This window comes from Arthrobacter sp. S39 (genome assembly GCF_004320525.1).
Lineage (GTDB): Bacteria > Actinomycetota > Actinomycetes > Actinomycetales > Micrococcaceae > Arthrobacter.
This window is the reverse complement of sequence record NZ_SIHX01000006.1, coordinates 79,860-99,638: the sequence shown is the minus strand read 5'-3', so window position 1 is coordinate 99,638 and position 19,779 is coordinate 79,860. Positions and strand designations below refer to the sequence as shown.

At 62.8% G+C, this 19,779-nt stretch carries 18 protein-coding genes and 2 pseudogenes; 7 read left to right on the top strand and 13 right to left on the bottom strand.

From position 1 onward, the window contains the following. Positions 1-233: 233 nt before the first annotated feature. From EYS21_RS23420 to EYS21_RS13515, 6 genes and pseudogenes are all read right to left on the bottom strand, one after another. Entirely contained in the window at positions 234-542 is a 309-nt protein-coding gene (locus EYS21_RS23420) for a hypothetical protein (protein WP_242633423.1), read from the bottom strand. A gap of 89 nt (positions 543-631) precedes the next feature. Continuing rightward, positions 632-940, bottom strand: coding sequence for a hypothetical protein (locus EYS21_RS23415; RefSeq protein ID WP_165478314.1), 309 nt, complete (start codon positions 938-940; stop codon positions 632-634). A 68-nt stretch (positions 941-1,008) separates the two neighbouring features. Next, positions 1,009-1,481 (bottom strand): annotated as a pseudogene (locus EYS21_RS13530) (homocysteine S-methyltransferase family protein); the annotation flags it as partial. Between the two features lie 552 nt (positions 1,482-2,033). Beyond that, on the bottom strand, positions 2,034-2,456 hold the full coding sequence (locus EYS21_RS13525) for a hypothetical protein (protein WP_131133727.1): 423 nt from the start codon (positions 2,454-2,456) through the stop codon (positions 2,034-2,036). Beyond that, entirely contained in the window at positions 2,457-3,062 is a 606-nt protein-coding gene (locus tag EYS21_RS13520) for a hypothetical protein (protein WP_131133726.1), read from the bottom strand. Between the two features lie 685 nt (positions 3,063-3,747). Continuing rightward, positions 3,748-5,331, bottom strand: coding sequence for an amino acid permease (locus EYS21_RS13515; protein ID WP_242633422.1), 1,584 nt, complete (start codon positions 5,329-5,331; stop codon positions 3,748-3,750). A 404-nt stretch (positions 5,332-5,735) separates the two neighbouring features. On the opposite strand from EYS21_RS13515, the gene EYS21_RS13510 reads away from it, so the two are divergent. Genes EYS21_RS13510 through EYS21_RS13500 form a run of 3 tightly spaced genes read left to right on the top strand, consistent with a single transcriptional unit; the run spans position 5,736 to position 9,006 of the window. Beyond that, positions 5,736-7,139, top strand: coding sequence for a DUF6421 family protein (locus tag EYS21_RS13510; RefSeq protein ID WP_131133725.1), 1,404 nt, complete (start codon positions 5,736-5,738; stop codon positions 7,137-7,139). Further along, the gene (locus EYS21_RS13505; RefSeq protein ID WP_131133724.1) at positions 7,136-7,894 is read left to right on the top strand and encodes an SDR family NAD(P)-dependent oxidoreductase; all 759 of its coding nucleotides are present in this window, start codon (positions 7,136-7,138) and stop codon (positions 7,892-7,894) included. Before EYS21_RS13510 ends, EYS21_RS13505 begins: the two co-directional genes overlap by 4 nt. Beyond that, positions 7,891-9,006 (top strand): low specificity L-threonine aldolase, encoded by a 1,116-nt coding sequence (locus EYS21_RS13500; protein WP_131133723.1) that lies wholly within the window; start codon positions 7,891-7,893, stop codon positions 9,004-9,006. The genes EYS21_RS13505 and EYS21_RS13500 overlap by 4 nt, the downstream gene beginning before the upstream one ends. A gap of 107 nt (positions 9,007-9,113) precedes the next feature. Here EYS21_RS13500 and EYS21_RS23925 read toward each other — a convergent pair. From EYS21_RS23925 to EYS21_RS13470, 6 genes and pseudogenes are all read right to left on the bottom strand, one after another. Further along, a pseudogene (locus EYS21_RS23925) lies at positions 9,114-9,266 on the bottom strand (ATP-binding cassette domain-containing protein); the annotation flags it as partial. 7 nt (positions 9,267-9,273) lie between these two features. Next, the gene (locus EYS21_RS13490) at positions 9,274-9,726 is read right to left on the bottom strand and encodes a hypothetical protein (protein WP_131133722.1); all 453 of its coding nucleotides are present in this window, start codon (positions 9,724-9,726) and stop codon (positions 9,274-9,276) included. A 460-nt stretch (positions 9,727-10,186) separates the two neighbouring features. Next, on the bottom strand, positions 10,187-12,229 hold the full coding sequence (locus EYS21_RS13485) for an ABC transporter ATP-binding protein (RefSeq protein ID WP_131133721.1): 2,043 nt from the start codon (positions 12,227-12,229) through the stop codon (positions 10,187-10,189). Continuing rightward, the gene (locus tag EYS21_RS13480; protein WP_131133720.1) at positions 12,226-13,959 is read right to left on the bottom strand and encodes an ABC transporter ATP-binding protein; all 1,734 of its coding nucleotides are present in this window, start codon (positions 13,957-13,959) and stop codon (positions 12,226-12,228) included. Before EYS21_RS13480 ends, EYS21_RS13485 begins: the two co-directional genes overlap by 4 nt. A gap of 162 nt (positions 13,960-14,121) precedes the next feature. After that, entirely contained in the window at positions 14,122-14,574 is a 453-nt protein-coding gene (gene dtd / locus EYS21_RS13475) for a D-aminoacyl-tRNA deacylase (RefSeq protein ID WP_131133719.1), read from the bottom strand. A 63-nt stretch (positions 14,575-14,637) separates the two neighbouring features. Beyond that, positions 14,638-15,132: a MarR family winged helix-turn-helix transcriptional regulator gene (locus EYS21_RS13470; protein WP_131133718.1), complete on the bottom strand. Its 495-nt coding sequence runs from the start codon at positions 15,130-15,132 to the stop codon at positions 14,638-14,640. A 96-nt stretch (positions 15,133-15,228) separates the two neighbouring features. On the opposite strand from EYS21_RS13470, the gene EYS21_RS13465 reads away from it, so the two are divergent. From EYS21_RS13465 to EYS21_RS13455, 3 genes are all read left to right on the top strand, one after another. Continuing rightward, on the top strand, positions 15,229-16,269 hold the full coding sequence (locus EYS21_RS13465; protein WP_131133717.1) for an LLM class flavin-dependent oxidoreductase: 1,041 nt from the start codon (positions 15,229-15,231) through the stop codon (positions 16,267-16,269). 46 nt (positions 16,270-16,315) lie between these two features. Then, on the top strand, positions 16,316-16,690 hold the full coding sequence (locus EYS21_RS13460) for a DoxX family protein (RefSeq protein ID WP_131133716.1): 375 nt from the start codon (positions 16,316-16,318) through the stop codon (positions 16,688-16,690). Between the two features lie 194 nt (positions 16,691-16,884). Continuing rightward, positions 16,885-17,943: an LLM class flavin-dependent oxidoreductase gene (locus tag EYS21_RS13455; RefSeq protein WP_131133715.1), complete on the top strand. Its 1,059-nt coding sequence runs from the start codon at positions 16,885-16,887 to the stop codon at positions 17,941-17,943. A 27-nt stretch (positions 17,944-17,970) separates the two neighbouring features. On the opposite strand, the gene EYS21_RS13450 is transcribed toward EYS21_RS13455, so the two are convergent. After that, positions 17,971-18,921: a helix-turn-helix domain-containing protein gene (locus EYS21_RS13450; protein ID WP_207307766.1), complete on the bottom strand. Its 951-nt coding sequence runs from the start codon at positions 18,919-18,921 to the stop codon at positions 17,971-17,973. 136 nt (positions 18,922-19,057) lie between these two features. Between EYS21_RS13450 and EYS21_RS13445 the strand changes: the two genes are divergently transcribed. Continuing rightward, on the top strand, positions 19,058-19,696 hold the full coding sequence (locus EYS21_RS13445) for an isochorismatase family protein (RefSeq protein WP_131133713.1): 639 nt from the start codon (positions 19,058-19,060) through the stop codon (positions 19,694-19,696). Positions 19,697-19,779: the final 83 nt, after the last annotated feature.

Sequence of the window (19,779 nt, the reverse complement as noted above, 5' to 3'; positions counted from 1 at the left end):
GCCCGGTGCGTGAAAGGCAGTCGGTGACGTCGCCGCCAGGCTTACTTAGGCGAGCCAGAATGAGGTTGGCGTCGCGGATGGTGGAGAGGCGGTGCGCAATCACAAAGAAGCACGGTCGGACCGAAGCGCACTCATGGCCTTCTGCACCAAGACCTCGGTCCGGGTGTCTGCCGAAGACATCGCCTCGTCCAAAATCAACACCGACGGCCGGGCCAAGAAAGCGCGGGCAATCGTCAACAGCTGCTTCTCCCCGCGGACACGTTCGAGCCCTCGTCCTCGAGGACAGTGTCGTAGCCGTCAGGCAAAGACCGCACGAACCGGTTCACATAGGTCGCCCGCGCCGCCTCCAGGATCTCGTCCTCCGAAGCGCCAGGCCGCCCGTAAGCAATGTTGTCCCGGTTGTTCCCGCCGAACAGCCCACGTATCTTGCAGCACCATCCCCATCCGCGAACGCAGCTCCCGCAGGGCACCGAGGTGACGTCCACGCCGTCGAGTGTTATCCGCCCGGCATCAATCTCGTAAAACCTCATCATCAGGTTCACCAGTGGGGTCTTGCCGGCCCCGGTGGGCCCCACAATCGCCACCGTCTGCCCCGGCTCCCGTGACTAGCGAAAGCGACGAAAATCAGCGGCTAGTCCGGCGAATACGAGAACGAGACATCCAAGAATTCCAGCTTCCCCCGCCCAAACACAGGCCCCGCCGAAGGTTCAGGCTCAACCGATTCCTCGTCCACATCCAACACGGAAAACACCCGCTCGGCTGACGCCACCCCGGACTGCAGCAGGTTGGCCATGGACCCCAGCTGCGGCAGCGGCATGGTGTACTGCCGCGAGTACTGGATGAACGCCTGCACATCGCCCAACTGCATCGCCCCGGACGCCCCCTGCAGCCCGCCCACCACCGCGATCCCCACATATACCAGGTTCCCGATGAACGTCATCGCCGGCATAATCAGCCCGGAAATAAACTGCCCTCCGACGCTCGATTCCGTCCAGGCGGGAATTTTTCCTCGCTCGTGTCGTCCGGTCCGGTGCGGCGATTGAGGCCAATTGCCTCGACGCCGAGCGTCTCGAGCGCGGTGAGCGCGGCGCCGATCTCGGGGCCCATGAGCATGGTTCCGGTGGTTTCGACGGTCACCTCAACGAAGACGGGGAGCCGGACGCCGCGGGACACGATGGCCTGTTTGCAGCCGTTGACCGCCAATTTGGTCTGCAGGAGGTCCTGACTGGTTTCGATGAGGAAGGCGTCCGCCCCCCCGTCGATGAGGCCCTCCGCCTGCGGTGCGAAGGTCTGCTTGAGGTACTCGAAGCTGAGTAGGGCACGAAGTTTGCCCGCGAAGGCGCAGAAGCAGCGGAAGAAACTGAGCGACGGGTGGGCGAACTCCTCGATGCGGTCGTCGACGCAATAGTCGGAGAGATTGGACCAGTCGCGACGAAAGTGTTGGTTTCGACAGCATCGATACCAACCGCGAATTAGGCGTTTATGGATGTCCGCGGGGACCTCCGGCCGTGTCGTTGCAGGCCGACTTCCTGGTGCTGGACGGCTGCAACGAGATTCTCAATGACGCGCGTGCGGGGAGTCATCTGTGCGCTGATATAGTCCTACGGCTGGTCAAATGGCGGACGCTACACCGACTGGTCCGAACCCACTTCATTCGACCTAACCCAGACCGAGCAAAGAACCGTACGCTCCACTAGCTAAAACGGCTCGGATACGAGGTTACCGCCACCACTCCCAGCGGACGCATGTCAATTACGTACCAGTCACACACATTCCAGCACGGCCATTTGCCGTTTTGGCTTCAACGCCACAACCTCGATTTCCAATCACCCCAAAAGCCGGGTTGCCCAGCCAATCAATGTATCCACGGTGACACGCCCAAACAATCACACCCTCGCAGCCGTTAGTGCTGTCAGAATTACACAAATGTAGTTACGCACGTTGGACAATGGACAGGCGTAAGGGTGATGACCACATCTGCAGGAGTTTGGTTCCCGGGGCTTGCTAGACAGTTTCGTAGCGAACCCAGGTTTCTACATACCGAAGAAGTTCTTCAGCACATTCTTCCAAGGTTTAATGAAGCTGGAGTCAACCAACGTGGGTGCCATGCCCTTTCTGCACTCCCACCGCATACCCTTCGGACCCTGGAAGGTTATGATGCAATCGCCAGACGAGTCAGCAAGCAGGATGCGCATCACACCGGTTTTCGGCTCCACGAAAGTGTGTTCGAGTTTTTTGGCCTTACCCTCGATAGCCAGCGTCAACCCGGTTATCGGCGCATCCCCGAAGTTTTTGATCAGCAGATCGCCGGAGTCCGCGAAAAAAAGTACACACTTGGATGCTTGACGCGCCTCCCGGACGACGGTCGCGAAGTAGGAGGCAACAGCTACGGAGATGCTGCAGCCTGTGAGAATAAGCCCCAAGCCTTGCAGCAAGGAGGCTGTATCGGAGACCAATTAGGTGTTTCTCTTCCAGCAGTGGACGACAGAGTTACCCACACTGAGCGCGGCGGACCGCTTGAAGAGGTCTTCTTGATCTTCGACGTCCCGGGGGGTGGCAAGTGGCGCTATTCCAACTACGAGCACCTGCAGAAGCTGTATCTGCTTCTTCAGATATTTCTTTACCCTTCGCCTGTTGGCTCCGTCAGGGGCAGCTTCAAGCCTCGCGCAATACCTGGACAACGGCTTTTCTTTCTCACCAAATGGAGGCGGCGTCGACCAGAATCTACGCCGCGTATACCCCAGATTCTTCTCAGCACGTCGCCGGAAGCGCACCAACTTTTTAGCGTCGATGGACTCGCTTACGAGAAACGTGTGACTCTCCCATATGGGAGCGTAATTCAGGTCTGGGAACGCCAGCGCCTGAAAATGCTTGTACGTACAGCCGGCCACGATGCTTCCTCGCTGCAGGTAGACAGCATCGGCTCCATTTGCCGCAGCCCTCAGATCGTCAAGTCGGCCGTCGATAGCGGCTCGGTCCGAGCGGTTCAGTTCAGAAAGACGCACCAGCTTTTCTAAGTAGGAAAGGAGTCCGCAAGCTTGTTGATAAAGGTGCTCTATCACTTGGAACCACCTTCTATTCGCTAGATCTTAGGCATGTTAGCATTTCGAAAGGAAGGACGGGCAAGATGAAACGCCAAAACCTCCAAATCTTCAAAGTTTTCAACCGCAGGCATCTCCGTGTGGCCACCACCATCAGGGTCAAGGGTTCCAGGCAGCTAAACGCGGTGATGTATGCGTGCAGCGCCGTCCAGACTGCAAGTAGGCGAAATTTCACCGTCGCGGACAAGCGGCAGGCGCTGAACATCGGCACTGAAGCCGGTAGGGTCGAAGGAACTTTCTCTCATAAGAGCGAGGACTTGGTCTTAGAATTGGATCCTGACGAGTCCGATCTGATTGCAGGCGCTTCGAGGTATTTTATAGACTCACGCGACCGGCGCGTCAGAAGATTGCGAGCACATGTTTCTCCCGAAGTACTAGAAGCTGCGCGAGACGTAGCCGATGCGAGTAAACCGCACCGCTAACCGCAACCGGGGCCTGATCAGCCCGGAAATGAACTGCGCCCCGAAGCTCGGTGCCTTCCGGGCAGGGCTCCTCCTGCGCATCTCGTTCGCCCGTTCGCGCAGTTCAGGACGATGGCGTCGACGCCGAGCGGCTTGAGGGCGGTGACTGCGATGCGGATCTTACTGATCTGGGAAGGAGGGAAGCCGGGTGCTGTTCTCACCCGGCTTCGCTCTTTCTGGCCTAGTTAATGGGTGGCGACCCTAGGTTCGTCCGCGACGTCCTTGGGTGCCGTGAGATCCATCTCGAGCAGCGGTACCACTTTGGACTTGGTGATGTAGCGGTGACCGAGCCATAGAACGATGAAGACTGGCAACCCGATGTAGGAGGACAGCACCTCCACGGACCGTCCGGCAAGCACAGCCTCGTAATTCTGTCCCGCGATGACCAGTATGAGCAGGGCGAAGGCCAGCAGTGGGCCAATGGGGAACAGGGATGCTTTGTACGGCAGGTCGCTGACTTTGTTTCCCTGGGCCAGGAAGCCGCGCCTGAAACGGTAGTGCGAGACCGCGATTCCCGCCCAGACGATGAAGCCGCAGAGGCCCGACATGTTCAGCAGCCAGGAGTAGGCTGCACCCTGCCCGACGATCGCGGAGAGGAATCCGAAGAGTCCCACGGCCGCCGTCGCGAGCAACGCCGCGATCGGCACACCACGCGCATTGGTCCGGCCGAAGACCTTCGGGGCCATGCCGTCATGGGCCATGGCGTAAAGCATCCGAGTGGAGGCATACAGTCCGGAGTTGCCCGCGGACAGGATGGCGGTCAGGATCACGGCGTTCATCAAGGCCGCCGCGAAGGCGATTCCGGCGCGGGAGAAGACCAGGGTGAAGGGCGATGATGCGATATCGGACTCACCGGAGGCCAGCAGACTCGGATCGGTGAAGGGGATGAGGCAGCCGATGATAAAGATGGCGCCAATGTAGAAAAGCATGATGCGCCAGAAGACAGTGCGGATAGCCTTCGGCACCTCGCGGCGAGGGTTCTTCGCTTCGCCGGCGGCGACTCCTACGAGCTCGGTGCCCTGGAAGGAGAACCCGGCAACCATGAAGACCGAGATGATCGAGATCCAGCCCCCGTGGAACACGTCATCGCGGTTTTCCCAGTTGCTCAGTCCTGGAGAGTTATCCCCGAGGATGCCGAAAATCATCAGCACGCCGGCGATCAGGAAGAGCACCACTGCGCTGACCTTGATCAGTGAGAGCCAGAACTCCGACTCACCAAAGGCCTTGGCCGAGAGGGCGTTGAGCCCGGTCAACACCAGCAGGAAGATCCCGGCCCACACCCATCCCGGGACCCCCGGGAACCAGAAATCCATGATGATTCCGGCCGCGACCAGCTCTGCGGCCACCGTGATGGCCCAGTTGAACCAATAGTTCCAGCCGATCGCGAACCCAAAGGACGGGGAGACGAAACGGGTGGCAAAGGACTGGAACGAACCGGCAACCGGAATTTTGGCCGACATCTCGCCCAGTGACTGCATCAACAGGAACACCATCAGCCCGACCAGCGCATAGCCGGCCAGCGCGCCACCGGGCCCCGCCTGGGAAATGGTGCTGCCCGAGGCCACAAACAGCCCGGTACCGATCGCACCGCCGATGGCGATCATCTGCAGGTGGCGGTGGTTTAGCCCGCGCTTGAGTTCGTTGGTGGATTCGCCGGTAGGGCGATCTGCCGCTATCGCAAGGGAGGACCCCTGTGTTTCATCGGGTTTGATTTCTTCTTCGAAATCAATAGCCCGATCACTTATTTGCGTGTGGGAGCCAAGTCCCATGGTGCCTCCGAAAGGGTAGCTGCGGTGAATTTGGGCCTTCCGAAGCACTCGGCCGGAAGGATGGTGATCAAGCTAACACACGCAAAGGAAGCGACATTTGGCGCGCCGAATGTTGCACGTCCGACGGGTCAAGTCCTTACGCATAGGCTGTGGCAACCCAATCTGAGAGCAAGAGTTGCTGATTTGAGCTCGTTCGGTGACTAAGCAGCTCTGACGATCTGCTAGGAGGCGTCGACGCCGCTTCTGTGAGGTCTTAAAAACGCCAACCCCAAGGTCAGACGCGGGCATTGCACTGAAGAGCAGTCCCCGAGCAAAAGTATTTCTTATGCAAGCGGAAAGAATCATTCACGGATGCTTACGCACTGCTAGCTTCTTCAGGAATCCCCTCAACGGAAGGAAAATGCATGTCTGTAATCGCAATCCCTGAAGTGACAACCATCCGGGCAGAAGACCTCAAGGCGCTCCCCGCATGGCAGGCTCTGAAGGCAGCCGTCGTCGGGCTGCAGCAGGTTCAAGCGCAGGACGGTTCCGTCCCGGAACCCGCTGAGCATGGCCATGCCCGCCAGAATGTCGGCATCATTACGGACGCAATCAACGATCTGCGCCACCACCTCCCCCACGACACGGACTACCTTGAACTGCTCGTGCAGGACATCCAGCGGTGGGCATCCGAGGGCTTCTTCGTACCGGATTTCCTCGACTCATTGGTAGCCTTCCATCCCGAGCAGTGCCGCATCGACGGGCTGCCGCATCTGGTTCTGTTTCCCATGTACACGCAGAACGGCAGCACGAACCGCTACTTCGAGGCCGTCCTCATCGAGGTCATTTGGCCTTCATTCGTGGCTGACCTGGAGGCAACAAACTACTCCAACAAGCTGTTCGTCCCGATCAGCTTCATCGATTTCACGCCCGGCTATGATACGAACTCCGCGGTTCTCTTCCCCGAGAGCGTAGCGGTCCGGAGCACCCCTTCCTTCACGTGGGGAGGTATCTTCGCGGACCGCGAAGCTGCCCGGTTCCGTCGCGTCCTCAAGGCTGCCGCCGACATCACTTCCCTGGACCTGCCGGCTGACGCTGCGGAACTCATCGACGACCAGCACCTCACGGAAAAGACCTTCGTAATGTGGGATCTGATCCATGACCGGACCCACATGCGCGGCGACCTGCCCTTTGACCCGTTCATGATCAAGCAGCGCATGCCGTATTTCCTGTACTCCCTCGAGGAGCTCCGCTGCGACCTGACCGCCTTCCGCGAGTCCGTCCTCATCGAAAAGGACGAGAACGCTTCGGAGGATGCGCGCAAGCACGCCAAGCTGGTCCAGTACGCCGTCATCTTCGACCGCATCTTCCGTTTCGCGATCACAGGGAACCGGGTCCGTAACTACGACGCCGTGGGCGGCCAATTGCTGTTTGCCTGGATGCACCAGCACCGGGTCCTGCACTGGACCGACGGCAAGCTCAGCATCGACTGGAAGGACGTCGCCGGCGTCGTCGTCGAACTGGGAATCCGCATCGAGGAACTCTACTGGCGTTCCATCGACCGGCCCAAGACCGCACACTGGCTCGCTGCCTATGACCTCGTCTCGGAAACCCTCACCCCAAACCCCTCCTCGGTGTGGGCCAAGGGACCCGGTGCCCTTCCCCTGGACGGTCCGCCCAAGGGTCTGACCGACCAGGTCCTGGACGACGAATTCCCGCTGTCCATGTTCTACGAAGCACTGGAGAAGAAGATGCGCCCCGTCATCGAATCAACAGCCGGGATCACCGGGCAGAGCCCTGTAAAGACCGACGGCGAGGCGGGCGCATGAGCCAGGGCCTTTCAGGGCGTACGGTCGTCGTCGCCGGTTCGACCAGCGCCGCAGGCGTCGCGGTAGTCCATGCCCTCTCGCAAGCAGGGGCACGCGTGGCCGCCGTGGACATCCTCGAGGACCGCGTGCAGGAGCTCGCGGCCGCGTACACCAACGTCACGGGCTATGCCTGCAACCTCGCGGACCTGCAAGCCGTTGAGGACCTGGCGGCCTCTGTCCGGAACGATCTGGGTCCCGTGGACGGCCTGATCCACCTTGTCGGAGGGTGGCGGGGCGGTACCGGCATTACAGGCCAGACGGATGAAGACTGGGACTTCCTGCACACCAGCGTCCTCACCACACTGAGGAACACCAGCCGCGCTTTTTACGACGATTTGGCTGCCTCCCCTGCAGGCCGCCTGGCCATTGTTTCCGCACAGTCCACCTCCACGCCGACAGCGGGCGGCGCCGCCTATGCCGCCGTCAAGTCCGCCGCCGAGGCATGGACCCTGGCCGTGGCCGACGGATTCCGGCACGTGCAGGGAGGAAATGAAGGCCCCGACTCCGCCCAGCACTCAGCCGCCCTGGTCTTCGTCGTCAAGGCTCTAGTCGATGACCGGATGCGCGCAGCCCAGCCGGAACGGAAATTCCCTGGTTTCACCGATGTCAGCGTCCTTGCCGACGCTGTTCGGCAGATCTTCGATCTGGAGGCAAAACAGATCAACGGGCAACGCGTGCCCCTCACCGCCGGCCAGCTCGCGGGTGCACCGGCATGAGCGTCAGCGTTGAGACCAAAGCAGGCGTCCCACAGATACTGGCGGGGCGCCTGCACAACCCGGCATACCGGGGTTTCGCCTCGGATAACTACGCCGGGGCTCACGCCGAAATCATCGAAGCAGTTCAGGCAGCCAACGAAGGCCACGTCACCGCATACGGCGAAGATGCCTACACAGCAGCGCTTCAGGTTCTCATCAAGTCCCACTTCGGGGCAGCTGCCACCGCCTATCCGGTCTTCAACGGAACAGGGGCCAATGTCCTCGCCCTGCAAGCCCTGCTCCCGCGTTGGGGCGCTGTCATCTGCGCAGCAACAGCGCATATCAATACCGACGAAAACGGCGCCCCGGAACGGATCGGCGGAATAAAGCTCCTCCCTGTCCCCACACCGGACGGCAAACTCACCCCGGAACTGATCGACGCCGAAGCCTGGGGGTGGGGAGACGAGCACCGGGCGCAACCGCTGGTCGTCTCGATCACCCAGACCACCGAACTGGGCACCTGCTACACGCCGGAAGAAATCCAACGCATCGCTGAACACGTCCATGCGAAGGGAATGAAACTGCACCTGGACGGGGCAAGGCTGGCCAACGCTGCCGCACATCTCGGGCTTCCTTTGCGGGCATTCACCACCGACGCCGGTGTCGACGTCCTGTCTTTTGGCGGCACCAAAAACGGGCTGCTGTTCGGCGAAGCCGTCATCTGGCTCAACCCGGAGTCCGACCCCGGCATGAGCTATCTGCGCAAGATGAACATGCAGCTGGCCTCAAAAATGCGTTTCGTCTCTGCGCAACTCATAGCCCTGCTAACAGATGGGTTGTGGCTGCGCTCCGCCAGCCACGCCAACGAGATGGCGAAACGTCTCAGCGCAGGGATCTCCGCCATTGACGGTGTTTCCCTGACGCAAGCCACACAATCGAATGGCGTCTTTGCCGTCCTTCCACGCGGGGCAGCGGCGAAAGTCCGGGAATCCTTCCGCTTCTACGACTGGGACCAGGCACGCGGGGAAGTCCGGTGGATGTGCTCGTGGGACACCACCGAGACCGACGTCCACTCCCTCGTGGCTGCAGTGAAGGCTGCCGTAGGCTCTCCAGCCAACGAAATGCCCAAATAGGGAGACGTAACTGCCATCCGGTGGCGGTACTTTCCAGCGGGCGCGGTCTCAAGAGGCCGCGCCCGTTCCCTAAACCTCCGCCACGGGATCCACGAGCGTAGCTCACTCCGCGGCACGGAGGTGATGTCCACGCCGTCGAGTGTTATCCGGCCCGCATCCAGCTCGTAGAACCGCATCATCAGGTTCATCAGCGTGGATTTGCCCGCCCCGGTGGGCCCCACAATCGCCACGGTTTGCCCGGCTCCGTAGGACTCCTGCATAGGCAGGTCATACGGATCTAGTCGCCACCACATCCCTCCGGGCTTTTTCGACAAAACCATCCACCTCGTCCCGACAGGCTTCACCCAGACGGTTTAGTTCTTCCCGGTGTTCTACATCCTTTAGCTCCGTGATCCGGTCTAGGATGTTACGCCCCATTGTCCCCAGTTGCGGATTGCCGGTGACCAGGCGGACGCCATAGTAGGCCGACCATGCCGCGCTACGAGCCCGGTGCACATCGTCATCCTCAGTCAAGTTCTGCAATCGGTGGTCTTCAAACCACTGGTCCATCACGGCCCGCCGGTAGTCCATCGCACAACTGGCAAAGAGTTTGTATGCCTCAATTCTTGACTCGTGCAACCGCATAGAAACAGCATTCCTGCGGTCAAGAACATAGGTCAGGAAGCCACCGAGTAATACCCCGGCAAGGCCACCGAGGAGGCCGGTAGTCGCAGCATCCATGCGGTCAAACTAGCAACAGAATCTCTGCCTGGAAAGAGACGTGGGTGTTGATCCTCCTGAGTTCGTCCAGGAAATATGACGCCAGGAGTTTCCTCATCATTGTGACGAGTTGCGAATTTTCGGCCAAGATTACATCGCCTTCCAGGAGCGCTGAGCTACGGAAGCAGCAGCGAAGATCCGTCTGCACGAGGGCGTGTTTTTCTCCGGGAGACCTCAGAAGGTACAACAATGCTGGAATATGGGCGCTATTTCACCCACTCGGTGCAAGCTCAAGGACAGCTTAGAGAATACGAACTGCACTACCGTGCGTTCTGCCGGCAATACGTCGAGAAGGTGAAAGCGATCCTGGAAGGCACGTCTGCAGTTTCACGAGAGTGGACCGCGGCGCAATAAGTGCACTCCAAGGGAGGCAGCGTTACGCGGAAGGGATACCGTCTCTCTGAAACCTGCCATCAGAACCTCAGACCTCCGCCACCGGAGCCGCGAACTGCGCCTCGTACAGCCGGGCATATGCCCCGCCCGCAGCCAAAAGCGAAGCGTGCGTTCCCTGCTCCACGATCTGGCCGGCCTCCATCACCAGGATGAGGTCTGCGTCGCGGATCGTGGACAGGCGGTGCGCAATAACGAAGGAAGTCCGGTCGGACCGCAACGCACTCATCGCCTTCTGAACCAGCACCTCGGTCCGGGTATCCACAGACGAAGTAGCCTCGTCGAGAATCAGAACTGACGGCCGCGCCAGGAACGCCCGCGCAATAGTCAGCAACTGCTTCTCACCGGCAGACACGTTGGAGCCTTCGTCCTCCAGCACCGTGTCGTACCCGTCAGGCAGCGAGTGCACGAACCGGTCCACATACGTCGCCCGGGCCGCCTCCAAAATCTCGGATTCGGTAGCCCCGGGCCGGCCATACGCGATGTTGTCCCGGATAGTCCCGCCGAACAGCCACGTATCCTGCAGCACCATACCCAGCCGAGAGCGCAGCTCACGCCGCGGCACCGAGGTGATGTCCACGCCGTCGAGCGTTATCCGCCCGGCATCCAGCTCGTAGAACCGCATCATCAGGTTCACCAAGGTGGTCTTCCCCGCCCCGGTGGGCCCCACAATCGCCACGGTCTGCCCCGGCTCCGCCACCAAAGACAGCGAAGAAATCAGCGGCTTGTCCGGCGAATACGAGAACGACACGTTCTCAAACACCAGCCGCCCCCGCCCGGCCCCGTCAACAGAAACCCCCGAAGCAGGATCCGGCGACTGCTCCTTCTCGTCCAACAGCGAGAACACCCGCTCGGCGCTCGCCACCCCGGACTGCAGCAGGTTGGCCATGGACCCCAGCTGCGCCAGCGGCATGGTGAACTGCCGCGAGTACTGCATGAACGCCTGCACATCGCCCAGCTGCATCGCCCCGGACGCCACCTGCAGGCCGCCCACCACCGCGATCCCCACGTACACCAGGTTCCCGATGAACGTCATGGCCGGCATGATCAGCCCGGAAATGAACTGCGCGCCGAAGCTCGCGTCGTACAGCTCCACGTTCTTCTGCCGGAACCGTTCCTCCACCTCGCGCTGCCGGCCGAACACCTTCACCAGCGCATGCCCGGTGTAGGTCTCCTCGATCTGCCCGTTCAGCTCCCCCGTGTGCTTCCACTGCGCCACAAACAGCTTCTGCGAGCGCTTGGCGATCAGCGCAGTGATCCCCAGCGTCAAAGGAATGGTCACCAGCGCGATCAGCGCCAGCGTGGGCGAGAGGATCACCATCATCACCAGCACACCCACCACGGTCAGCACCGACGTGACCGCCTGGCTGATGGACTGCTGCAGGCTCTGGGAAATGTTGTCGACGTCGTTCGTCACCCGGCTCAGCAGCTCGCCACGCTGGATCGAATCGAAATACCGCAGCGGCAGCCGGTGGATCTTCGCCTCGATCTCTTCGCGCAGCCCGTACACCGTCCGCTGCACCACCCCGTTCAGCACATACGCCTGCACCCACATAAACGCCGACGCCAGCACGTACAGCACCAGCGCCCACAGCAGCACACTGGACAGCGCCGCGAAGTCGATCCCCTCGCCCGGCGTCAGCGCCATGGGCGTGAGCATGTCCGCCTTCTGGTTTTCCCCCGCGGCCCGCAGCTGCGCGATCAGCTCCGCCTTGCTCACCCCCGCGGGCAGCTCCTTGGAAACCACCCCGGCGAAAATCAGGTTGGTGCCCTCCCCCAGCAGCCGCGGCCCGATCACCGACAGCGTCACGCTGGCCACGCCCATCACCAGCACCAGCAGCAGCCACGCCCGCTCCGGCCGCAGCGTGCCCAGCAGCCGCTTGGCCGACGGCCCGAAGTTCATCGCCTTCTCCGCCGGGACGTTCATCCCCGCGAACGGCCCGCCGCGTCCCGGTCCGCCCGCCGGACGTGGGATGCGGACGACGTCGACAGTCCCGGTTTTCGAGCCGGGTGCGGTTCCAGCGGCGCCGGCTGAGGACGGAGCGCCCGACGGCGGCCGGTGCGGCGTGCTCATACCGTCTCCTCCGCTGCGAGCTGGGAGGAGACGATCTCGCGGTACGTTTCCGAGGTTTCCAGCAGCTCACTGTGCGTTCCGCGCCCCACGATCCTGCCGTCGTCGAGCACCAGGATCTGGTCCGCGTCCGCGATGCTGGAGACCCGCTGGGCGATGATCACCAGGGTGGCGCCTGCGGTGCTGCGCTTGAGGGCCTGCCGCAGCCGGGCGTCGGTACCGGTGTCCAGCGAGGAGAAGGAGTCGTCGAAGATGTACAGCTCGGGCCGTTTCACCAGGGCCCGGGCGATGGCGAGGCGCTGCCGCTGCCCGCCCGAGACGTTGGTGCCGCCCTGGGAGATGGGCGCATCCAGCCCGCCCTCCATCTCCTCCACGAAATCCCGGGCCTGCGCGATCTCCAGCGCGGTCCAGAGCTCGTCCTCGGTGGCGTCCGGCTTGCCGTACTGCAGGTTGCTGCGGACGGTGCCGGTGAACAGGTAGGGCCGCTGCGGGACGAGGCCGATGTGCCCCCAGAGCAAGTCCGGGTGCAGCTCGCGGACGTCCACGCCGTCGATCCGGACCGAGCCGGTGGTGGCGTCGAACAGCCTCGGCATGAGGTTCACCAGGGTGGTTTTGCCGGCGCCGGTGCTGCCGATGATCGCCGTCGTCTGCCCTGCCCTGGCGGTGAAGCTGAGCCCGGAGAGGACGGGCTGGTCGGCACCCGGGTAGGCGAATCCGGCGTCGACCATTTCCAGCTCGCCGCGGCGCACGGCGCTGCTGAGCGGATTCTTGGGCGGCCGGACGCTCGATTCCGTACCAAGCACCTCGCCGATCCGATCCGCGGAGACGGCGGCGCGCGGGATCATCACCGCCATGAAGGTGGCCATCATGACGGACATCAGGATCTGCATCAGGTAGCTCAGGAACGCGATCAGGGTGCCCACCTGCATGGAGCCGTCCTCGATCCGGAACGAACCGAACCAGATCACCGCCACGGACGAGACGTTCAGCACCAGCATCACCACGGGGAACGCGAGTGCCATCAGCCGGCCGGCCCGGAGCGCGGTGTCCGTGACGTCGTCGTTGGCCTGGGCGAAGCGGGCCGTTTCGATGTCCTCGCGGACGAACGCGCGCACCACCCGGATGCCGGTGAGCTGCTCGCGGAGCACCCGGTTCACGGTGTCGATCCGCTTCTGCATCTTCCGGAACAGCGGCACCATCCGGGTGATGATCACTCCCACCCCGATCAGCAGCACGGGAACGGCGACCGCGATCAGCCAGGACAGCTGCACGTCCTGCCGGACGGCCATGATCACCCCGCCGACGGCGAGCATGGGCGCGGCCACCATCATGGTGGCTGCCATCAGCACCAGCTGCTGGACCTGCTGGACGTCGTTGGTGGACCGGGTGATCAGGCTGGGCGCGCCGAACCTGGTGACTTCCTGCTCGGAGAACTCGCCCACGCGGGCGAAGATGGCGCCCCGGAGGTCCCTTCCCGTGCCCATGGCGGCCTTCGCGCCGAAGTACACGGCGATCACCGCGCAGATGATCTGCAGCAGGGTGATTCCCAGCATGAGGGCGCCGAGGTTGAGGATGACGCCGGTGTCGCCCTTGGCCACGCCTTCGTCGATGATGTCGGCGTTCAGCGTGGGCAGGTACAGGGAGGCGATGGACTGCGCCAGCTGGAAAATGACGACGGCGATCAGCAGCTGCCGGTGCGGCCGCAGGTATTCAACAAGCAGTTTCCAGAGCAAGGCGGCTCCAACCATTTCGGTCCCGCGGGAAGCGGTTCGAAGGTCAGTTTACGTCTGGTTGCTGGGGGCAACCAGTGGGCTGCCGGGAGAATTGGGCGGGTTCTCGTACAGCGTATTCAGCGCCCAAGGAGCCCTACCGGTTCCCTATCCGGTCCGCCGCTCTCAGCCTCGGCGGGGAGCTGAAAAATCGGCGGTGTCGAGGCTGATGGTGAACGGTCCGTCATTGATCAGGGACAGTTGCATCATGGCCCCGAACCGCCCGGTGGACACCTCCGCACCAAGGCCGCGCAGGGAAGCGACCAGGTGGTCAATCAAGGGCTCGCTGGTGTCCGCCGGCGCCGCGTCCGACCAGGACGGGCGCCGCCCGCGCCTGGTGTCGGCGTACAGCGTGAACTGGCTGACCACCAGCAGCGGGCCGTTCTGGTCGGCACACGACTTCTCGCCGTCCAGGATCCGCAGGGTCCAGATCTTGGCGGCGAGGGCGGCCGCATCGTCTGGGGTGTCCGTGTGGGTGGCGCCGGCCAGGACAACCAGTCCCGGGCGGTTAATTGACCCCACCGTTTCGCCGTCGACGGTGACCTCGGCTCGGGTGACCCGCTGAAGGATGGCTCGCACGGATCAACCCTAACGGAGTCCGGCAGCAGGTTATGCGCGGGTCAGGCCTGCGGCCCCCAACCCTCAGCTTGAGGCCGTCAGGCCGGCTTCCTCTTTCAGGTGTTGCCGCAACTTGCCCACAATCCTGCCAAGGTCTTCCAGGTCTTCCGGAGCCAGTGCCTCGATAAACAGCTGGCGAATAAGGCGAAGATGCGGGGCAGACGATGCCCGGAAAATGCGTGCGCCTTCATCAGTCAGTTCCACCACTGCCCCGCGGCTGTCATGGCCGGACTTTTTCCGGCAGATGAGGCCGCGGCTTTCCATGCGCCCCAGATGGTGTGAGAGCCTGCTCCGCTCCCAACCGATGCCCTCGGCCAGCGCCGATGACCTCAGCCGGTGTTCATCCGCCTCGCTCAGCGCCAGAAGAACGCCGTAGTCACCCGGGGAAATGCCTGAGGTGGCCTGCAGTCCTGCCGCCATCGCCTGCACAATTTCCTCGCTGGTCTCCACGTACTCGCGCCAGATGCCCAGCTCGTCCGCAGTGGGGCTCCGCCGTCCGACCCTGCTGGTCTGCTCCATGACATTTTCTCCTCGCTTGACATGTCAACCATACCCGGGTGATGATTGACGCGTCAATTAAGTAATTGACATATCAATTACGAAGGCAGTGCGATCATGATCTTTGGTTTGGATACCTTTGGCGATGTCCCGCTGGACGACGCCGGCGTCCCCGTCAGCCACGCCCGGGCCATCCGGCAGTTGGTGGACGAGGCCGTCATTGCCGATCAGCTCGGCGTGGACGTCTTCACCGTTGGGGAACACCACCGCCCGGAATATTCCGTGTCAACGCCGGAGACGGTACTGGCCGGCATGGCCACGGTGACCTCCCGGATCCGTTTGGGATCGGGCGTAACGGTCCTCAGCTCCGACGATCCGGTGCGCGTATTCCAGCGGTTTGCCACCGTGGACGCCCTGTCCAACGGCCGTGCCGACGTCATTCTGGGACGGGGATCCTTCACGGAGTCCTTCCCGCTCTTCGGCTACGACCTGAAGGACTACGACGTCCTGTTTGAGGAGAAGATCGAACTCTTCGCCCAGCTCCTCAAGGAAGCACCGGTCACGTGGAACGGCACCACGCGTGCCCCGCTGGTGAACGCCGATGTGTACCCCAAGACGGAAAGCGGCCTCAAAACCTGGGTTGGGGTGGGCGGAACACCGGCCTCAGTTGTCCGGACGGCAAAGTACGGATTCCCCCTGATGCTCGCCATCATCGGCGGCCAGCCGGAGCGGTTCACACCCTTCATCGACCTCTACAAGCGGGCATCTGCGGAGTTCGGAACGACGGCCAGGCCCGTGGGGATGCACTCCCCCGGTTTCATTGCGGACACCGACAACGAGGCCAAGGAGGTCTTCTGGCCCCACTACAAAGTGGTCCGCGACCGCATCGGAGCACTCCGCGGATGGCCGCCGGTCCGCCGCGAAGAGTTCGAAGCGGAGATCGAGCACGGCTCCATGTACATCGGGTCCCCGGAAACTGTGGCCAAGAAGATCGCACGGACAGCGGCAGCCATGGACGTAGGCCGGTTTGACCTCATCTTCACCGCCGGGACCCAGCCCATCAGCGCCCGGCTGAAAGCCGTGGAACTCTACGGCAGCAAGGTGGTTCCCATGGTCCGCGAAATCCTCGCCGACAGTGGCCACGCAGCAGGCGCATAACTCCCCCCTCCCGACTACGAATCAATCCTCGAGAAAGAACAACACCATGAACATCACCCTCTGGATCGTCACAGCAGTTCTTGCACTTCTTTTCCTTGCCGCCGGAACCATGAAAATCGCCCAGCCCAAGGCAAAATTGGCCGCCTCAGGACAGGGATGGGCCGAGGACTTCTCCGATGGAACCGTCAAGGGCATCGGCGGCCTGGAAGTCCTCGCAGCGCTGGGACTTGTCCTCCCTGCGCTTCTTAACATCGCTACCGTCCTGGTTCCCTTGGCTGCCGCAGGGATCTCCGTCCTCATGGCCGGTGCTGCCATTACCCACGCCCGGCGCGGCGAGAAGACCAACGTCATCGTCAACGCAATCCTGGGCGTCCTTGCCGCCGGTATTGCCATCGCCCGATTCGGACCGTACGGCTTCTGATTGTTAGGCAATGACCGCTAGGACGACGCGGTTGCCGCCCGCGCTGATGAATTTCTGATGATCAATTGGGGGTCGAGGCTGCCATGTCGGGGCTCCAGCATCAGTCCCCCTCGCGACCCGGCGAGCCACTCCTGCCAGGTTTGCCTCGCCCCGTCACAATAGTTTGAACGCAGAACAAACTCAGAAGGACACACATGCCCGAGCCCACCCGTCCCTTGCGCCAGCTTGGCTTCCTCACTATCGGTCTGTTCGATCCGGCGGACCCCGCGGCTGGCCACGAATCAACACTGCAAATCATTGAACTTGGCGAGCGGCTTGGGTTCGACAGTGCCTGGCTCCGGCACCGCCATCTGCAGTTCGGCATATCGTCCCCGGTGGCAGTCATGGCTGCCGCGAGCCAGCGCACGTCCCGGATCCAACTTGGCACCGCGGTCACCCCGCTCGGCTGGGAAAACCCTTTGCGCCTGGCCGAGGACCTTGCCACGGTGGATCTGCTCGCCGGGGGACGCATCAATCCCGGGCTGAGCGTGGGCGAACCCATGCACTACGACACGGTGAAACACGAGTTGTACCCGGACTCCTCGGAGCTGGAGGACTTCAGCTACGCCCGCGTGGAGCGGTTTGCCCGGCTGGTCGCAGGGGAAAAAGTGCGCGAATTTTCCGGCAGGCAAGGTGTGACCGAGGAATTTTCCAACCGTGTGGAGCCGCACTCCGCCGGGCTGCGGGACCGGCTTTGGTATGGGGCGGGAAGCAATAAGTCGGCCGTCTGGGCAGGCGCAAACGGCTTCAACCTGCTGTCCAGCAGTGTGGTCTTCCCCGGGACTGACCAGGATCCGGATTTTGCCCGCGTTCAGCAATCGCAGATCCGGGCCTATCGTGAGGCCGCCGCCGCGTCACCACAGGCGCTGGGGCCAGCCAGGGTCTCACAGGGCTTGGTGGTGATCCCCACCGATTCGGCGTCGCCGGGTCAGCGGGAAAAGTACCGGCGCTACGTGGATGAACGCACGCCCCGCACCCAAGCGCCGCAGGGGCCCAACCGCATGTTGTTCGCGCCGGATATCATCGGCACCAGCGATGAGATCGCCGAGCAGCTCTACGCACACGCGGGATTCCAGGAAGTCGACGAGGTGGCGTTCGCACTGCCCTTCAGCTTCGAGCATGAGGACTACGTCCAGATCCTCACCGACATCGCAGGCACACTGGGTCCGGCGCTGGGATGGACGCCGGCCGAGGTGGCGGACGCTCCGAGGTAGGCGCCGGGCGAGGACGCGCGCAGCCCGTTACCCAACCCGGGTATCAAAACGCCGCCGGTATTCCGTGGGCGTCGTGGAGAAGGCGGCAGCGAAGTTCTGCCGCAAGGTGACCGCATTGCCGAATCCACAGTCGGCGGAAACCTGGTCTACTGGCAGGTCGGTGGTCTCAAGCAGACGCCGCGCTGCGTCGAGGCGGCGCGCGCGGATCCAGGCTGCCGGCGTCGTACCTGTTGCGGCCCGGAAGGACCGAACGAAGGTGCGGCGGCTCAAATGCGCCTGGGCCGCGAGCCGGTCAATGGTGAGGGGTTCACCCAGTCGGCCCAGCGCCCATTCAAGCAGCCGCGAGATGGGATCATCCGTGGCGCGCGGCGGGACCGGCCGGTCGATGTACTGCGCCTGGCCGCCATCCCGGTGGGGCGCAATGACCAGGCTGCGTGCCACCTGGTTCGCTGCTTCCGCCCCCAGCCGGGAGCGCACCACGTGCAGGCAGGCGTCCAGCGCAGAAGCTGTGCCGGCCGATGTCAGGACGTCTCCGTGGTCGATGTAGAGCACAAACTGGTCCAGCGGGACATCGGGGTGCCGCACCGCAAGAGCATCAAACGCCTGCCAATGCGTCACTGCCCGCCGCCCCGCCAGCAGCCCCGCATCTGCCACAGGGATCGCGCCAAGGCACAACCCCAAAATCGGCACGCCCCGGACGTGCGCGCCTTGGAGCACACGCCGCAGCGAATCAGTGAGCGCGCGCCCGTCGTCGAACCATGACGGCACCACCACGATGTCCGCCTCTTCCGCGGCCCCGGGCCCCTTCACCCCGCCCAGCCGGTAGCCCTCAGCGGTTGTTATCCCGCCTGCCTGGTCCGAAAAGAGAACCGTCTTCCAGCCGGCAAGGCCCTGGCGGGCCACCTCGTCAAAAACCATCTGCGGAACCGCAAGGTGAAACATCGTTGCCCCGTCGAAGGCGTATACCGCGATCCTCAACCTGTACCTCTTCCCGGACATTGGCCCGATTTCATCGTATATCCGCCTGCGTGCCACTGTTTTCATTCGTCGGCAGCAGGAAGAGTGGAGACGTCGCCAGAAGGCGGCACGCAAACCATCAGGGAGAACCAAGAACATGACCAGCCCCCGCCGCGCCCTCATCCTCATCGACGTGCAGCAGCAGTACTTCGGCGGCCCGCTTGAAATCCAGTACCCGCCCCACCAGGAGTCGCTGCCCACGATTGCGCGGGCAGTAGACGCTGCCACCGCCGCCGGAATTCCCATCGCCGTGATCCAGCACTCCGCCGGTGTTGGCGCGCCGGCCTTTGCGCCCGGCACGCCGGAGTTCGACCTGCACCCGGAGATCGAACGCCGCAAAACGGCCGCATGGAAGCCAGTGGTCAAGCAGTACGGGTCCGTGTACGCCGGCACGGACCTCGCCACCTGGCTGCGGGAGCACGACGTCGACACGGTCACCCTGGTGGGCTACATGACCAACAACTGCGTGCTCGCCTCAGCCGTGGAGGCAGAGCTCCTCGGCTTCAGCACCGAGGTTCTCTCAGATGCCACCGGGGCCATTAGTCTCGCCAACGATGCAGGTTTTGCTGACGCAAAAACTGTCCACACGACACTTCTTACACTGCTGAACTCGAACTGGGCGGCGGTGGCGGACACTGCTGCTTGGATTGAGGCGCTGGACAGCCGCCAGGCCCTGACGAGGAGTGACCTCGGCAGCTCAGCGGTGGCCGGCTCCCAGCTGGTCCCCCAGGCGTAACCAGCGGTCCTCGGCTTCCCACCTGTCTTCGTTGGGTGGGAAGGCCGGGAACACCAACTGCACTCACGCCGTTGCACTCACGG

Bases quoted from the DNA above. Each gene is read 5' to 3' on its own strand.
- EYS21_RS23415 (WP_165478314.1), bottom strand. From the start codon at position 940: ATGACGTTCATCGGGAACCTGGTATATGTGGGGATCGCGGTGGTGGGC.
- EYS21_RS13515 (WP_242633422.1), bottom strand. From the start codon at position 5,331: ATGGGACTTGGCTCCCACACGCAAATAAGTGATCGGGCTATTGATTTC.
- EYS21_RS13510 (WP_131133725.1), top strand. From the start codon at position 5,736: ATGTCTGTAATCGCAATCCCTGAAGTGACAACCATCCGGGCAGAAGAC.
- EYS21_RS13505 (WP_131133724.1), top strand. From the start codon at position 7,136: ATGAGCCAGGGCCTTTCAGGGCGTACGGTCGTCGTCGCCGGTTCGACC.
- EYS21_RS13500 (WP_131133723.1), top strand. From the start codon at position 7,891: ATGAGCGTCAGCGTTGAGACCAAAGCAGGCGTCCCACAGATACTGGCG.
- EYS21_RS13490 (WP_131133722.1), bottom strand. From the start codon at position 9,726: ATGGATGCTGCGACTACCGGCCTCCTCGGTGGCCTTGCCGGGGTATTA.
- EYS21_RS13485 (WP_131133721.1), bottom strand. From the start codon at position 12,229: ATGAGCACGCCGCACCGGCCGCCGTCGGGCGCTCCGTCCTCAGCCGGC.
- EYS21_RS13470 (WP_131133718.1), bottom strand. From the start codon at position 15,132: ATGGAGCAGACCAGCAGGGTCGGACGGCGGAGCCCCACTGCGGACGAG.
- EYS21_RS13465 (WP_131133717.1), top strand. From the start codon at position 15,229: ATGATCTTTGGTTTGGATACCTTTGGCGATGTCCCGCTGGACGACGCC.
- EYS21_RS13460 (WP_131133716.1), top strand. From the start codon at position 16,316: ATGAACATCACCCTCTGGATCGTCACAGCAGTTCTTGCACTTCTTTTC.
- EYS21_RS13455 (WP_131133715.1), top strand. From the start codon at position 16,885: ATGCCCGAGCCCACCCGTCCCTTGCGCCAGCTTGGCTTCCTCACTATC.
- EYS21_RS13445 (WP_131133713.1), top strand. From the start codon at position 19,058: ATGACCAGCCCCCGCCGCGCCCTCATCCTCATCGACGTGCAGCAGCAG.